Source organism: Enterocloster alcoholdehydrogenati (genome assembly GCF_013282095.1).
GTDB classification, from domain to species: Bacteria; Bacillota; Clostridia; order Lachnospirales; family Lachnospiraceae; genus Enterocloster; species Enterocloster alcoholdehydrogenati.
In genome coordinates, this window is record NZ_BLTJ01000003.1 from 217,762 (window position 1) to 234,744 (window position 16,983).

12 protein-coding genes are annotated in these 16,983 nt (G+C 50.1%); all 12 read left to right on the forward strand.

Translation table 11 applies throughout. From position 1 onward, the window contains the following. Positions 1-24: 24 nt before the first annotated feature. The 12 genes from HW447_RS05060 (at position 25) to HW447_RS05115 (ending at position 16,982) form a co-directional block, all read left to right on the forward strand. Entirely contained in the window at positions 25-879 is an 855-nt protein-coding gene (locus tag HW447_RS05060) for a YdcF family protein (RefSeq protein WP_176254236.1), read from the forward strand. 95 nt (positions 880-974) lie between these two features. Beyond that, entirely contained in the window at positions 975-3,923 is a 2,949-nt protein-coding gene (locus HW447_RS05065) for an insulinase family protein (protein WP_243176214.1), read from the forward strand. Positions 3,924-3,952: 29 nt separating this feature from the next. Next, positions 3,953-4,864 (forward strand): GTPase Era, encoded by a 912-nt coding sequence (gene era / locus HW447_RS05070; protein WP_176254237.1) that lies wholly within the window; start codon positions 3,953-3,955, stop codon positions 4,862-4,864. A gap of 15 nt (positions 4,865-4,879) precedes the next feature. Then, positions 4,880-5,530 (forward strand): DNA repair protein RecO, encoded by a 651-nt coding sequence (recO, locus tag HW447_RS05075; protein WP_176254238.1) that lies wholly within the window; start codon positions 4,880-4,882, stop codon positions 5,528-5,530. 122 nt (positions 5,531-5,652) lie between these two features. Further along, positions 5,653-6,309 carry a hypothetical protein gene (locus tag HW447_RS05080; protein WP_176254239.1) on the forward strand — a complete coding sequence of 219 codons (657 nt, stop codon included), beginning with the start codon at positions 5,653-5,655 and terminating at the stop codon, positions 6,307-6,309. A 207-nt stretch (positions 6,310-6,516) separates the two neighbouring features. Beyond that, positions 6,517-7,905 carry a glycine--tRNA ligase gene (locus HW447_RS05085; RefSeq protein WP_176254240.1) on the forward strand — a complete coding sequence of 463 codons (1,389 nt, stop codon included), beginning with the start codon at positions 6,517-6,519 and terminating at the stop codon, positions 7,903-7,905. 252 nt (positions 7,906-8,157) lie between these two features. Next, positions 8,158-9,663 carry a sensor histidine kinase gene (locus tag HW447_RS05090; protein WP_176254241.1) on the forward strand — a complete coding sequence of 502 codons (1,506 nt, stop codon included), beginning with the start codon at positions 8,158-8,160 and terminating at the stop codon, positions 9,661-9,663. Next, positions 9,660-10,349, forward strand: coding sequence for a response regulator transcription factor (locus HW447_RS05095; RefSeq protein WP_176254242.1), 690 nt, complete (start codon positions 9,660-9,662; stop codon positions 10,347-10,349). Before HW447_RS05090 ends, HW447_RS05095 begins: the two co-directional genes overlap by 4 nt. Positions 10,350-10,752: 403 nt before the next feature. Next, positions 10,753-13,380, forward strand: coding sequence for a pyruvate, phosphate dikinase (gene ppdK / locus HW447_RS05100; protein WP_176254243.1), 2,628 nt, complete (start codon positions 10,753-10,755; stop codon positions 13,378-13,380). A gap of 267 nt (positions 13,381-13,647) precedes the next feature. After that, positions 13,648-14,439, forward strand: a complete 792-nt coding sequence (gene thiD / locus HW447_RS05105; RefSeq protein WP_176254244.1) for a bifunctional hydroxymethylpyrimidine kinase/phosphomethylpyrimidine kinase — start codon at positions 13,648-13,650, stop codon at positions 14,437-14,439. A 164-nt stretch (positions 14,440-14,603) separates the two neighbouring features. Continuing rightward, positions 14,604-15,341: a peptidylprolyl isomerase gene (locus HW447_RS05110; protein ID WP_176254245.1), complete on the forward strand. Its 738-nt coding sequence runs from the start codon at positions 14,604-14,606 to the stop codon at positions 15,339-15,341. A 219-nt stretch (positions 15,342-15,560) separates the two neighbouring features. Continuing rightward, positions 15,561-16,982, forward strand: coding sequence for a L,D-transpeptidase family protein (locus tag HW447_RS05115; protein WP_176254246.1), 1,422 nt, complete (start codon positions 15,561-15,563; stop codon positions 16,980-16,982). The last annotated feature ends 1 nt before the right edge of the window (position 16,983 follow it).

The window sequence follows — 16,983 nt, forward strand, 5'->3', positions numbered from 1 at the left end:
CTGTAAAGACTGGAGGCAGCGGATATGGTAGATGGGATCCTGCTTGCCCTTGCGGCGGCGTGTACGGTTTATTTTGTGATCATTGTGGTTTATGCCGGCATAGGAACCTCCTTTGCTTTTATATGGCTGTTTTTTGCGGCCCTTCTCGTATTTCTTGTCTATGGAAAATGGTATTACAGCCGGAATATGATCCGTATTCCGGGATGGGTGCCGGTAAGCATCGTCACCACCTGCGTGGCCGGAGTTATTACGATGGCCCTTCTCTGCTTTCTTGTGTTCCTGGGCGCGGCGTCTCCTCAGGAGCCGGGACTGGATTATGTCATCGTCCTGGGGGCCAGAGTAAAGGAGCATACCATCAGCGATTCCCTGAAAAAGAGGCTGGATCGTGCCATTGACTATGCTCAGAAGAATCCTGACACCTATCTGGTTCTCTCCGGCGGGAAGGGAAAAGATGAGCCAGTCAGTGAGGCCCAGGCCATGTATCAGTACCTGGTCTACAACGGCGTCCGGCCGGAGCAGCTTCTGCTGGAGGACCGATCGGCCAGCACGGTGGAAAATATTGCATACAGCAAGGTGGTTATTGAGCGCCACCGGGACAAGCTGCGCCTGGAACGGGAGGAGCGGGAAAAGAGGCAACAGGGGCCGGAGGCACTGTTTAAAAGGAATGGGGGAAATTACCTGGTGGTCGATGACAAGCCCATGGAGATCGGCGTTCTCACCAGCAGTTTCCATGTGTTCCGGGCGAGGATGATTGCAAAAAAATGGGGTTTTTCCCATGTATACGGCATCAGCGCCCAGTCGGATCCTGTGCTTTTTGTTCATCTTTGCGTCAGAGAATGCGCGTCTATCATAAAAGACAGGCTGATGGGAAATATGTAAGAGAGGAATGGGATGCAGAGGCAGGAGGTTTACATGATGCCTGCCCTGCAAAAATATGAGAAAGCCCTCACAGGGCAAAGGTAAGGAGGACTCAAATGACTGACAATGAAATGATAAGCAGGGTAAAGGCGCTCCCTCAGTACCGTCTGACAGATGAACGCCTGGTAGAGGAAATGGATTGCGCAGGAATAGTGCTGGAGCATAAAAAAAGCGGTGCTCGGATTTTTTTAATGAGCTGCGAGGATGATAATAAGGTATTTTCCATCGGCTTTAGAACTCCGCCGGCAGACAGCACAGGTCTGCCTCATATCTTGGAGCACAGTGTGCTGGAAGGCTCCGACAAGTTTCCGGTCAAGGATCCCTTCGTAGAACTGGTCAAGGGCTCTTTAAATACCTTTTTAAATGCGATGACCTACCCGGACAAAACGGTATATCCCGTAGCCAGCTGCAATGACCGGGACTTTCAGAATCTCATGGACGTGTATCTGGACGGAGTACTCCACCCTTCCATCTACCGAGAGCCGAAGATTTTTCTCCAGGAGGGCTGGCACTATGAAATGGCTTCCCTGCAGGATCCCCTTACCATCAACGGGGTGGTGTATAATGAGATGAAGGGCGCCTTTTCCTCGCCGGAAAGCGTGCTGGACCGGTATACAAGAGCCGTCCTTTTCCCGGACACCCCTTACCGCAATGAGTCCGGCGGTGATCCGGCCCGGATTCCGGAGCTGACCTATGAGCAGTTTATTGAGTTTCACAAAAATTACTACCATCCGGCCAACAGCTATATTTACCTTTACGGAAACATGGATATGGCGGAGAAACTGGCATGGCTGGATGAGGCATACCTGTCAAAATACGACAGAGCCGATTTTACCCTGGATTCCCGGATTCCCATGCAGGAGGCTTTTAAGGAACCCATAGAGCGGGAGATTACCTATTCTGTCACGGCGGAGGAGGGCGTCAATGGGCGAACCTATCTGTCTTTGAATACCGTGGTGGGAACGGATCTGGATCCAGAGCTTTATGTGGCGTTTCAGATTCTGGAATATACACTGATCGATGCTCCGGGCGCGCCCTTAAAACAGGCGTTGATTGATGCCCATATTGGCCAGGATATCCTGGGAGGATATGACAACGGGATTCTTCAGCCCTGTTTTTCCGTGATTGCAAAGAATGCAGAGCGGGATCAGAAGGGGGAATTTCTTTCTGTGATCAAGGGAACCCTTCGCCGTCTGGCAGATCAGGGCATTGATAAAAAGAGCCTGCTGGCAGGTTTGAATTACTACGAATTCCGTTACCGGGAGGCGGACTATGGGTCTGCGCCCAAGGGGCTGATGTATGGTCTCTGGTCGATGGACAGCTGGCTTTATGATGGAGATCCCATGCTTCATCTCCAGTATCAGAAAACTTTTGATTTCTTAAAGAAGGCAGCCGGGGAAGGATATTTTGAGGATCTGATCCGCAGATACCTGCTGGATAATCCCCATGAGGCCTGCATTATCGTAAGCCCCAGCGTAGATCAGACTGCCAGGGAGGATCAGGCTCTGGCAGAGAAACTGGAAATCCTTCGGGCTTCTCTGACAGAGGAGGAGCGAGAGCGGATTGTGCGCAGCACAAAGGAGCTGAAAGCCTATCAGGAAGAGCCGTCCTCCCAGGAGGATCTGGAAAAAATACCCATGCTCCAGAGAGAGGATATTGAGCGGAAAGCAGAGCCGTTTTCCTATGAAATAAAAGAGGAAAGCGGCGTCAATGTGGTTCACAGTCCTCTCTTTACCTCCGGGATCGGCTATTTAAAGGTGCTGTTTGATATCTCCGTGCTTCCTGTTGAGGATATTCCCTACGCAGGTCTTTTAAAGTCCGTGCTGGGGTATGTGGATACAAAGAAGTACAGCTACAGTGATCTGACCAGCGAGATTTATCTAAACAGCGGAGGTCTTGATTTCTCCGTAGGCGCAAGCCAGAAGGCCGGAGAGCCTGGAAACTTTAAGGGAACCTTTAACGCCAGCGTGAAGGTGCTTTATGAAAAGCTGGATTTTGCCTTTGAGATATTAGAGGAGATCCTTCTGCGGTCAAAACTGGAGGATGAGAAGCGGCTGGGTGAGATCTTGGATGAGACGCTTTCCAGAGCCAGGATGCGTCTGGAAAACGGCTCTCACAGCTCGGCGGCCATGAGGGCAGCCTCATATTATTCTCCCCTGTCATCCTTCTATGACCGCACCGGCGGAATTGGATTTTACCAATTTCTGGAAGACGTGGTAAAACGCTGCAGTCAGGAAGAAGGATATCGTAAAGAACTGATCAGAAAGCTCAGGGCTGTGGCCTCACGGCTGTTCACCGCAGGAAATATGATCGTCAGCTACACTGCAGATGAGCAGGGATATAAGCGGCTTCCGGGAGCACTGGCAGCCTTTAAGGCGTCCCTTCCGGCCGGAGACGGAGTACGTTATCCGTATGAATTTCAGCCGCAGCTTATGAACGAGGGCTTTAAGACAGCCTCTCAGGTCAACTATATGGCGCGGTGCGGCACCTTTGCCGGACTTCCCTACACCGGGGCGTTTAAGGTATTAAAGGTGATCTTAAACTATGAATATCTGTGGCTGAATCTCAGAGTAAAGGGCGGAGCCTACGGCTGCATGAGCAGCTTTGGGAGAAACGGGGATGCTACGCTGGTATCCTACCGTGATCCGAATCTGGGGGCAACCAATGCAGTCTACGAGGGAATCCCGGAGTATCTGAAAACATTTTCTATTGATGACCGGGATATGACAAAATATGTGATTGGAGCCTTCAGCGAACTGGATGCGCCTTTGAACCCTTCCGCAAAGGGGGCAAGAAATCTGGGGGCATGGCTGTCCGGCATCACAGATGAGATGGTTCAGAAGGAGAGAGATCAGATCCTGGATGTGACCCAGGAGGATATCCGGGCGCTGGCAGAGCAGTTAGAAGCCGCGCTGCAGACAGGGGCTCTGTGCGCCATTGGAAACGAGCAGCAGATTATGAATGAAAAGGAACTCTTCGGGGAAGTGAAGAACCTTTATCACTAACACAGAAACGAGAGCAGGAGCAGACAGATATGGAAGAAAATGTACAGAAGAAATCAGGCTTTGTGACCCTGGTCGGCCGTCCGAATGTGGGAAAATCCACTCTGATGAACCACCTGATCGGACAAAAGATTGCCATTACCTCCGACAAGCCTCAGACGACCCGCAACCGGATCCAGACCGTATATACAGATGAAAGAGGTCAGATCATTTTTCTGGATACCCCCGGTATCCACAAGGCAAAGAACAAGCTTGGCGAATATATGGTGGATGTGGCGGAGCACACCTTAAAGGAGGTGGATGTGATCCTCTGGCTGGTGGAACCAACCACCTTCATCGGGGCCGGTGAGCGCCACATTGCAGAGCAGCTGTCAAAGGTAAAGACCCCAGTGATCCTGGTGATCAACAAGATTGACACATTAAAGAAGCAGGAGGAGATTCTTACCTTCATAGACGCCTATAAGGATGTCTGCGATTTTGCGGAGATCGTACCTCTTTCCGCGCTGAAGGAGAAAAATACGGATCTATTGCTGGATCTTCTTTTCAAGTATCTGCCTTACGGCCCCATGTTCTATGATGAGGATACCGTGACGGATCAGCCTATGCGCCAGATCGCGTCAGAACTGATTCGGGAGAAGGCGCTGCGCCTTTTAAATGATGAGATCCCTCACGGCATTGCCGTGACCATTGAGAAGATGCGGGAGAGAGGAAACAAAATCATGGATATTGAGGCCAGCATTGTCTGCGAGCGGGATTCTCACAAGGGCATCATCATTGGAAAGGGCGGATCCATGTTAAAGAGAATCGGAACCGACGCCAGAAAAGAAATCGAAGCCATGCTGGAAATGAAGGTGAATCTGCAGCTTTGGGTGAAGGTCCGCAAGGAGTGGAGAGACAGCGAGCTGTATATGAAGAATTACGGCTATGACAAAAAGGACGTATAAGGGGAGAGCATAACGGTGAGAGAAGCGGTTAGCGTGACGGGGATGGTTCTGCTTTCAGCAGCCTTTGGGGAGGCGGACCGGAGAGTCGTGCTTTTAACCAGGGAGCGGGGAAAAATCACAGCCTTTGCTCATGGAGCCAGAAGGCCGGGAAACCCTCTGATGGCTGTGACAAGGCCCTTTGTTTTCGGAACATTTACTGTCTTTGAGGGCCGTTCCGCCTATACCCTTCAGAGCGCCAGGCCGGCCAGTTACTTTGACGAGCTCTCTGCTGATATGGAGGGAGCCTGCTATGGCGCCTATTTTCTGGAAATGGCTTCCTATCTGGCCCAGGAAAACATGGACGGCACGGAGCTTCTCACACTGGTATACCAGACCTTAAAGGCCCTTTTAAAGCCTGCCATCCCCAACCGGCTGATCCGGCGCATTTTTGAACTGAAGGCCATGGTGATCAACGGAGAATATACGGAAAAGCCGGAGGGAAGGGTGTCAGAGTCCTGTGCCTATGCATGGGAGTTTGTAGTGTATTCTCCCCTGGGGAGTCTGTACACGTTTGTGCTCAAGCCGGAGGCAGAGGCTGAATTTGAGCGGGAGGTGGAAAATGCCAGACGATATTTCATCCGCCATGTGTTCCGCTCCCTGGAGATCCTGGAGATGATGACCCGGTAGAGGCGGTCTCTGTCTGGGCACAAATACTTGCAATGGGGCTTGAAATTATATCCGGCAGAAGATATAATAAGCGGTATATCGCTCCCGCGGACGCCGGAGACGCCTGAAGGAAAGGAAGATATATGAATAAGAGCATGAGAGGAATCCTGTTCCTTGCGGCCTGCGCCGCTCTTTTTACCGGCTGTGCCAGATCCGGTGGAGACAGGGGCTCCTTTACGGAAAATACCCTTTATGTGGCAAAGGATGGAACAGTTTTCTGGACTTCCACAGAGGAGTACGGGGAAGGCAGCTATAAGGAAGAAGAACTCAGGGACTTTGCAGGTGCAAAGATCAGCCAGTTCAATCAGTCATTGGGAAAAGAGGCGGCTTATGAAAACAGGGATGGTTCAGAGGCGCTGCCGGTTGCCCTGGACGAGGTCAGCATGAAGGACGGGCGGGCGGTTCTGGTGACGGAATATGATTCGCCTTCCCGCCTGGTGGAATTTTCCGGGGAGATAGGAGATACATCCATGCCGTTTACTTCCATTGAGACGGGGACGGCGGCTGATCTGGCGGATGTGAAACAGACGGCTTATATGGATGCAAAGGGAAAGACAGCCGATCCGCAGGCTCTATCAGAGGGGATTTTAAAGGAAAGCGGTCTGGCGGTCAAGGTTTCCGGTCAGGGGCTCATTTCCACGGAAAACAGGATCCTGTATGTGAGCGAGGGCTGTGAGCTTATGAATGACAAGACGGTAAAAACAGCGGCCGGTGGCGTAAGCTATATTATTTTGGAATAATGCCGGCGACGGGATTTTTATTGTTTTACAGCAGCAATTTGGGATAGGGCAGCTTCTTGAATGCCCTTTGTCATTCAGGAAGCATCAGAGGTTCCTTTGATGTGAAAACAGGCGCAAAATCATGCGTATATGCGAACTTAACGCCGGTTTTCCCGCTTTCCTGAACCGCTGGGTTTTATAAATATAAAAAAGAGAGGATATGGATCTATGGAAAAGACAATGGAAAAAATCGTAGCTCTTGCCAAGAACAGAGGTTTTGTATACCCTGGCTCCGAGATCTACGGCGGTCTTGCGAACACCTGGGACTACGGCAATCTGGGCGTTGAGCTTAAAAATAACGTAAAGAAGGCCTGGTGGCAGAAATTTGTTCAGGAAAGTCCCTACAACGTAGGTGTGGACTGTGCGATCTTAATGAATTCCCAGACCTGGGTAGCCAGCGGTCACCTGGGCGGTTTCTCTGATCCTCTGATGGACTGTAAGCAGTGTAAAGAGCGTTTCCGTGCAGATAAGCTCATCGAGGACTACAATGAAGAGCATGGCATTGAGACAGAGGGCTCGGTAGACGGCTGGTCTCAGGAAGAAATGATGAAATACATTGAGGAAAAGCATATCTGCTGTCCAAGCTGCGGCGCTCATGACTTCACTGATATCCGCCAGTTCAACCTGATGTTTAAGACCTTCCAGGGCGTGACCGAGGATGCAAAGAATACGGTATACTTAAGACCTGAGACTGCTCAGGGTATCTTTGTAAACTTCAAAAACGTTCAGAGAACCTCCAGAAAGAAGGTTCCCTTTGGAATCGGACAAATCGGAAAGTCCTTCAGAAATGAGATTACTCCCGGAAACTTCACCTTCCGTACCAGAGAGTTCGAGCAGATGGAATTGGAGTTCTTCTGCAAGCCGGGCACAGATCTGGAGTGGTTTGCCTACTGGAAGCAGTTCTGCATCGACTGGCTTCAGACACTGGGAATTAAGCCCGATGAGATGCGGGCAAGAGACCATTCCGCAGAGGAGCTTTGTTTCTACAGCAAGGCTACGACCGATCTGGAGTTTAAGTTCCCCTTTGGCTGGGGCGAACTCTGGGGGATTGCGGACCGTACGGATTACGATCTGACCCAGCATCAGAATGTGTCCGGTCAGGATATGACCTACTTTGATGATGAGAGCAAGGAAAAATATATCCCATACGTGATTGAGCCTTCTCTTGGCGCAGACCGCGTGACGCTGGCCTTTTTGTGCGCGGCTTATGATGAGGAAGAGATTGGCGAGGGGGACGTAAGAACCGTTCTTCACTTCCATCCCGCACTGGCTCCTGTTAAGATCGGCGTCCTGCCTCTGTCCAAGAAGCTGAACGAAGGAGCGGAGAAGATCTACGCTCAGCTGTCAAAGTATTACAACTGCGAATTTGATGACAGAGGGAATATCGGAAAACGTTACAGAAGGCAGGATGAGATCGGTACTCCGTTCTGCGTAACCTATGACTTTGATTCTGAGAATGACCAGGCAGTGACCGTGCGCGACCGCGACACTATGGAGCAGGTGCGTGTGCCGATTACGGAATTAAAGGCTTATTTTGAAGATAAGTTCCGTTTCTAAGAATATAAAATACCCGGAGAATCGCTTAAAATGGCTTTTCTCCGGGTATTTTTCGCTGTCTTGCACAAATTCCGGGAACCAACGGCCCAAACCGGCGTGAATACGGGCGGATGGGGATCGTTCAGAAGGGGGAGAAAAGTTTAGAATCATTTTATAAACGGCCCGCGGGAAGTATGGTATACTTACTATGTTATACGTCGGCTGTCCGCAGGCGTTTGTCTGGGGGCGGCGTCATGGAAGGAGGATAAGAAGGTGAAGATAAAGACACGTCTTGCAGTGGCATTTATTATCATAACCGTTTTTCCGCTGATCATGATCTATTTTTCTGTGCTGGCCCTCAGTGACTATCAGGAAAAATCCTTTAAAAAAGCATATGGCCTTACGGAGCAGGTAGACCTTTTAAACGGCAACTCCCTCCAGGTCTTTAATCGCCTGACGAAGCAGTCTCAGAAGGAGATTCGCAGGACTCTGGATGAGAATCCGGACAATTATGAGGATAAAGCATATCTTGATAAGGTAAATGCCAAGCTGAACGAGCAATATTCCTATCTGATCGTCCGCCGGGATGATGCCATTATTTACTACGGAGCCAACAGCGCCAGTGAAGAATCTCAGGAGAATACCCTATGTTCCCAGCTGCCGGATTTCGACGTGATGAAGGGCGGGATGGAAGGCGGTATTTACCTGGACGGCGAAAGCCAGCATCTTATCAAGCAGATGGATTTCCGGTTTTCCGACGGAGCCGAGGGCAGCGCCTTTATCGTTTCCAATGTAGATGATCTTTTGCCGGAGGTCAGATCCATGGTTAAGGAAATGATGTTCTTAGGCGTGATGATTCTGGTAGTGGCCGGAGTTACCCTTACAGTATGGGTCTACCGTTCCATTTTAAGCCCCTTAAATAAGCTTCAGGAGGCAACCAAGCAGATTCGGGACGGCAACCTGGAATTTACCCTGGATGTGGACGCGGATGATGAGATTGGCCATCTCTGCCAGGATTTTGAGGAGATGCGCATCCGCTTAAAGGAGAATGCAGAGGAAAAGATACAGTATGATAAGGAAAGTAAGGAACTGATCAGCAATATTTCCCACGACTTAAAGACGCCCATTACAGCCATCAAGGGCTATGTGGAGGGGATTTTAGACGGCGTGGCTTCCTCGCCGGAACGGCTTGATAAATACATCCGCACCATTTACAATAAGGCAAATGATATGGACCGCCTTATTGACGAGCTGACCTTTTACTCAAAAATCGATACCAACAAGATACCATATACATTCTCCAAGATCAACGTGTCCCAGTATTTTAAGGACTGCGTGGATGAAGTGGGACTGGATATGGAGGCGCGGGGCATTGAACTGGGGTATTTCAACTATGTGGATGAGGACGTGACAGTCATTGCTGACGCAGAGCAGATGAAGCGCGTCATCAACAATATTATCAGCAATTCGGTCAAATATCTGGACAAGAAAAAGGGAATCATCAATATCCGCATCAAGGATGTGGGAGACTTCATCCAGATCGAGATTGAGGATAATGGAAAAGGCATTGCCGCTAAGGACCTGCCTAATATATTTGACCGGTTCTACCGCACAGATTCCTCCCGCAATTCCTCTCAGGGCGGCAGCGGCATCGGCCTGTCGATTGTGCGCAAGATTGTAGAGGATCATGGAGGACGGATCTGGGCCACCAGCAAAGAAGGCATCGGAACGGAGATTCATTTTGTTTTAAGAAAATATCAGGAGGTTATACAGGAATGAGCAAGATACTGATCGTAGAGGATGAGGAAAGCATTGCAGAGCTTGAGAAAGACTATCTGGAACTGTCAGGATTTGAGGTTGAGATCGAAAATAACGGCACAGATGGTTTGGATCGTGCCCTGAAGGAAGATTATGACCTCCTGATTTTGGATCTGATGCTGCCGGGAACCGATGGTTTTGAGATATGCAGGCGGGTGAGGGAGATAAAAAATACCCCTATTATCATGGTTTCTGCAAAAAAAGAGGATATTGACAAGATCCGGGGGCTGGGCCTTGGCGCCGATGATTACATTACAAAGCCCTTCAGCCCCAGCGAGATGGTGGCAAGAGTAAAGGCACATATGGCCCGCTATGAGCGCCTGATCGGCAGCGGTCAGCCAGTGAACGAGATTATCGAAATACGCGGACTCAAGATTGACAAGACCGCCCGCCGCGTATGGGTAAGCGGGGAAGAAAAGACCTTTACTACCAAGGAATTTGATCTTTTGACCTTCCTTGCCCAGAATCCCAATCATGTATTCACCAAAGAGGAGCTTTTCAGCAAGATCTGGGATATGGAATCCATCGGCGATATCGCAACGGTCACAGTCCACATTAAGAAAATCCGGGAAAAGATCGAGTTCAACACCGCCAAGCCGCAGTATATTGAGACGATTTGGGGAGTGGGGTACCGGTTTAAAGTTTAATATATGCTTTTGACAATGAGATTTCCTTGTATTTACAGGGAAATCTTATTTTATATAGACACCCGCCTATAAGTATATATCTCAGTGTGGCCAGGAATAATAAATTTAGTAATAGTTACTACAAAATTGGCAGTTCGTAAATGCGAACAAGAAATGAATATACGAAAATGACAGAAAATGAAAGGGCTTACAAGCGATTTTACTGTAAAATAACCAATTTTTTCAAAAAAATGGTTATAAAAGCCTTTACTCCCCAAAAGTTTGTGATATAATAAACGAGATGGACGGATAAAGGAGAATCATTGGTTCCGTCTGATGGGCGGGCAGAGGAGACATCCGGTATGCCCGGTCAGAGAGCGGCAGAAACTGTGATCAGATCTGCCAGAATGAGGAGGAAAAACTTATGGCAACAAAGTGGGTTTATTTATTCAGCGAAGGCAACGCGACCATGAGAAACCTGTTAGGCGGTAAGGGCGCGAACCTTGCGGAAATGACAAATCTGGGGTTACCTGTTCCACAGGGATTTACAATTACAACGGAGGCCTGCACTCAGTATTACGAAGATGGCAGAAAGATCAATGATGAGATCATGGGTCAGATCATGGAGCATATCGGCAAGATGGAGGAGATCACCGGCAAGAAGTTCGGCGACAAAGAAAATCCTCTGTTAGTTTCCGTACGTTCCGGTGCAAGAGCTTCCATGCCGGGTATGATGGACACCATCTTAAACCTGGGCTTGAATGAGGAAGTAGTTGAGGTTTTGGCTGCAAAGTCCGGCAATCCGCGCTGGGCATGGGACTGCTACAGAAGATTTATCCAGATGTTCTCCGACGTTGTTATGGAAGTCGGCAAGAAATATTTTGAAGAGCTCATTGACAGGATGAAGGCTGAAAAGGGCGTAACTCAGGATGTAGAGCTGACCGCTGAGGATCTCCACAGGCTGGCAGAGCAGTTTAAGGCTGAATATAAAGAGAAGATCGGAAAGGATTTCCCCACCGATCCCAAGGAGCAGCTGATGGAGGCCATCAAGGCTGTATTCCGTTCCTGGGACAATCCAAGGGCAAACGTATACCGCCGCGACAATGATATCCCCTACTCCTGGGGTACGGCTGTAAACGTACAGATGATGGCATTCGGAAATATGGGCGAGACCTCCGGTACCGGTGTTGCATTTACCCGTGACCCCGCAACCGGTGAAAAGCACCTGATGGGCGAGTTTTTAATGAACGCACAGGGCGAGGACGTAGTGGCCGGTGTGCGCACCCCTCAGAAGATTGACCAGTTAAAGGAAGTTATGCCGGAGGTTTATGAGCAGTTCGTTGGCATCTGCCATACCCTGGAGGACCACTACAGAGATATGCAGGATATGGAGTTTACCATTGAGGATAAGAAACTCTATATGCTGCAGACCAGAAACGGCAAGAGAACTGCAAAGGCTGCATTAAAGATTGCCTGTGATCTGGTAGACGAGGGTATGATCGATGAGAAGAAGGCCGTTCAGATGATCGATCCCCGCAATCTGGACACTCTGCTTCACCCGCAGTTTGACGCAGAGGCATTAAAGAAGGCCGAGCCTGTTGCAAAGGCTCTGGCGGCATCACCGGGTGCTGCCTGCGGTAAGATCGTATTCACCGCGGAGGATGCAAAAGAGTGGAAGGAAAGAGGCGAAAAGGTCGTATTAGTACGTCTGGAAACTTCCCCGGAAGATATCGAGGGAATGAAGGCTTCCCAGGGCATCCTGACCGTCCGCGGCGGTATGACCAGCCACGCTGCCGTAGTTGCCCGCGGCATGGGCACCTGCTGCGTATCCGGCTGTTCCGAGATTATTATGGATGAAGCAAATAAGAAGTTTGTTCTGGCCGGAAAAGAGTACCATGAGGGTGACTGGCTGTCCATCGACGGCTCCACCGGCAAGATCTATGACGGCGTTATCCCTACCGTAGACGCTACCATCGCAGGCGAGTTTGGCCGTATTATGGCATGGGCTGACAAATACAGAAGACTGAAAGTGCGTACAAATGCAGATACTCCAAGAGACGCTGCAAAGGCAAGAGAGCTGGGCGCAGAGGGAATCGGACTTTGCCGTACAGAGCATATGTTCTTTGAGGGCAACCGCATCGACGCATTCCGCGAAATGATCTGCTCTGAGACAGTAGAAGAGAGAGAAGCCGCTCTTGAGAAGATCCTTCCTGAGCAGCAGGGAGATTTCGAGAAGCTGTACGAGGCGCTGGAAGGCAATCCTGTTACCATCCGTTTCCTGGATCCGCCTCTGCATGAGTTTGTCCCCACTGAGGAAGAGGATATCAAAAAGCTGGCTGACGCACAGGGCAAGAGCGTTTCCGCAATTAAGGCCATCTGCGACGCGCTTCATGAGTTTAATCCCATGATGGGTCACCGCGGCTGTCGTCTGGCCGTTACCTATCCTGAGATTGCAAGGATGCAGACAAGGGCAGTGATCCGTGCGGCGATCAACGTAAAGAAGGCTCACGGAGACTGGAATGTTTGCCCTGAGATTATGATTCCTCTGATCTGTGATATCAAGGAGCTAAAGTTTGTTAAGAAGGTAGTGGTAGAAACCGCTGACGCTGAGATCGCAGCCTCCGGTATTGACTTAAAATATGAAGTAGGCACCATGATTGAGATCCCAAGAGCTGCCCTGACTGCAGACGAGATCGCAAAAGAGGCTGAGTTTTTCTGTTTCGGTACAAATGACCTGACCCAGATGACCTACGGTTTCTCCCGTGATGATGCCGGCAAGTTCTTAAATGCTTACTATGACACAAAAATCTTTGAGAACGATCCGTTTGCAAGGCTGGATCAGACCGGCGTAGGCAAGCTGATGGAGATGGCAATCAAGTTAGGCAAGAGCACCCGTCCCGATATGCACGTTGGCATCTGCGGCGAGCACGGCGGCGATCCTACATCTGTAGAGTTCTGCCACAGAATTGGCTTAGACTATGTATCCTGCTCACCATTCCGCGTTCCCATCGCAAGACTGGCAGCAGCACAGGCCGCTTTAAGCGACAACTAATACAGACATTCAGAGACAGCATATGGCTGGATTTGATGTGATATGATGAAAGAGGGATAACTGGCAAATACCGGTTATCCCCCTTGCGTTTTCCGGCAGGAGGTTTATAATAAAGAATTGTAAAAAAGGGGAGCTCGCGTAAAGCGGGCTGAGAGTAAGCTGACAGCGCTTAGACCCGGAAACCTGATTTGGGTAATGCCAACGTAGGGAGCGGACGAAAACAGACGGTGTACCTCATCCCCGGATCACAGAGAGGAGATACAGAACATGAAAACAGCGTTAACCATAGCCGGAAGCGACAGCAGCGGAGGTGCAGGCATCCAGGCGGATCTTAAGACCATGCTGGCAAACGGAGTCTACGGTATGAGCGCCATCACGGCTCTGACGGCCCAGAACACCACGGGAGTAACAGATATTATGGAGGTGACGCCGGAGTTTCTGCAGAAACAGCTGGATGCAGTGTTTACGGATATCCGGCCGGACGCTGTGAAAACAGGGATGGTGGCATCGGGGAAACTGATCCGAATGATTGCGGATCGTCTTACCTTTTACCGGGCACAGAATATTGTGGTGGATCCTGTGATGGTGTCTACCAGCGGGGCAAAACTCATCGGAGAGGATGCCATTGAGGTGCTTAAGGCAGAGCTTTTTCCCCTTGCTGCTCTCTTGACTCCCAATATACCTGAGGCGGAGGTTCTGTCCGGCCGTCCGATCCGGTCTGAAAAAGAGATGGAAGAAGCGGCAGCGATCATTTCCGAAACGTATGACTGCGGGGTGCTTTTAAAGGGGGGGCATCGGGTGAATGATGCAAACGACCTTCTGGTAAAAGACACAGCTGTAAAATGGTTCGCTGGACGCCGGATCAGCAACCCAAATACCCACGGCACCGGCTGTACCCTTTCCAGCGCCATCGCATCTAATTTGGCAAAGGGCATGGCACTGGAACAGGCAGTAGACCATGCCAAACGCTATATTTCCGGCGCTCTTGCGGCAGGGCTTGATCTGGGAAAAGGCAGCGGCCCCATGGATCACGGCTTTGCAGTGAGAGGTGAGTATTAGTAATGTAATGGCTGCGCATATATCTTCGTACAAATTGCCCCATGGCTGATTCGTTACATTAGAATTGTGATATTTTTATAAAGTCCTTTACTTGACGGTATTTTGGATGGTACAATGGTGTGGTTGTCTCTGATGGATGATCAAGAGAAGGAAAGGAAGATATTATGAAAAAATGGATGGCAGTCTGCCTGGCGGCAGTGACAGCGGCGGCCCTTATGACCGGATGCTCAGGTACAAAAGAAACAAAGGATACAGCAGCTCAGACCACAGCATCTGCGGCTGAGACGAAGGAAACAGGAAAAACAGATACAGATACGAAAGCAGAGAGCAAAGAGAGCAGTGCACAGACAGACGCCCTGGAGAGCGGGGCGGATGCAGGGGATGGCCTGGATCTGGAAGCGGCGGCCGGAAAGCATCATGTAGAGATCAACGTAAAGGATTACGGCACGATTTCAGTGGAGTTAGACGGTGACAGCGCGCCTATTACGGTGGCCAATTTCCTTGATCTGGCAAACAGCGGTTTTTATGACGGGCTGACTTTCCACCGGATCATCAGCGGTTTTATGATACAGGGCGGCGATCCATTAGGAAATGGAATGGGCGGTTCTGACCGTGAGATTAAGGGAGAATTTTCCTCAAACGGTGTGGAGAATCCCTTATCCCACACCAGAGGCGCTATTTCCATGGCACGTTCCCAGATGAAGGACAGCGCCAGCTCCCAGTTTTTCATTGTACATGAGGACAGCCCCTTCCTGGACGGCGAGTATGCCTGCTTCGGTTATGTAACGGACGGTATGGATGTAGTGGATGCGATCTGCGAGAATACGCAGGTAGAGGATAATAATGGTACGGTTGCAAAGGAGAATCAGCCGGTGATTGACAGCGTTAAGGTCATTGACTGACAGGAAACAAAAGAGATCTGCAGACGAAGCGGGTCTCTTTTGTTCTTTACAGGGACAATGAGCGTGGCCGGTACAGGGGAATATCATTTTGCTTGAGATGTATTTCCCTCTTTACGAAATTGTAAAGATTCGTAAGATGTATTTCTGAAAAAATATGATAGAATCAAGATACAGGGTGCTAAATATTATGTGTTTTGATATTGATAGAAAGGAATTTTTATGCGCAGAAAAAAATCCGTTATTTTCCTGGCCGCTCTCTCGTTGTCGGCTCTTTTTGTATTTTCCTCCCTGGGAGCCCAGGATGACTCGGCACGGTTTGTGTCGGGTACGAAAATCAACAGCGTAGGCGTAGGCGGCCTGACGCCGGAAGAGGCAAAAGAGCGGATTCAGGGCTTTTATGCAGGCGAATATAAGCTGTCAATCCGAAAAAAGGATGGTACAGAGGATGTGATCCAGGGAAAGGACATTGATTATCTGGTATCTGTTTCAGAGGATATCCATGAGATTTTGAATGCTCAGAATGAAAGCGGAAGACAGACCGGCCCTTCCGTGGACAATTCCCACACAGTAACCCTGGCGCCCTCCTACAGTCAGGAAAAGCTGGATGGGGTAATTGGGGCGCTTTCTGTGTTAAATGACAGCGGTGTTACGGTTACAAGAGACGCTTCGATTTCTGCCTACGAGGAGGGAAAACCATTTTCCATTATTCCTGCAGTTCAGGGAAATGACGTAGACCGTGAGAAAACGATTTCCGTTATAAATGAAGCTGTGAAGGCGGGAAAGACGGAGATTGACCTGGAGGCAGAGGGCTGCTACCGGACCGTGGGCGTGTGGGAGACGGATGAGAGTCTGAAGGCTCTCTGCGACGGGATGAACAGCCGCAGGGAAAAGAGCCTGCGGTATGTGTTCGGGGAAACAGGCGAGACTTTAAGCGGCGAGACCATAGCCAGCTGGATCACCGGAGCATCCGATGGGAAAATAACCCTGGATCAGGAGAAGGCGGCTGCCTTTGTAAGGGGGCTGGCCGAAAAATACGATACCGCCGGTACCGCAAGGACGGTTAATAAGATAGCTGGAGGGCAGGCGCAGATCACCGGACCTTACGGATGGAAGATCGATCAGGCAAAGGAGACGGCGGCTCTGATTGAACTGATTCAGTCGGGTTCTCCCTGGCAGGATGGTGCAGCTGCTGCGGACAGGGAACCGATCTACAGCCAGACAGCCGCTTCCAGGACGGGAGCCGACTGGGGAAGCACCTATGTAGAAGTAGATCTGGGAAATCAGTATGTATATATGGTGAAGGATGGACAGGTTGTATGGGAGGCTCCCTGTGTCACGGGAAATGTTTCAAAGGATTATACTACTCCCGCAGGCATTTACAGCCTGACGTATAAGGAAAAAGACCGGATCCTCAGGGGAAAGAAACAGGCTGACGGTACCTACGAGTATGAGAGCCATGTGGATTACTGGATGCCGTTTAATGGAGGAATCGGCCTTCACGATGCGTCCTGGAGAGGAAAGTTCGGGGGAACTATCTATCGGACAAACGGCAGCCATGGCTGCGTCAATCTGCCTCCGGCTAAGGCGGCAGCCCTGTATGAACTGGTATATAAGGGAATCCCTGTGCTGTGTACGCCGTAAT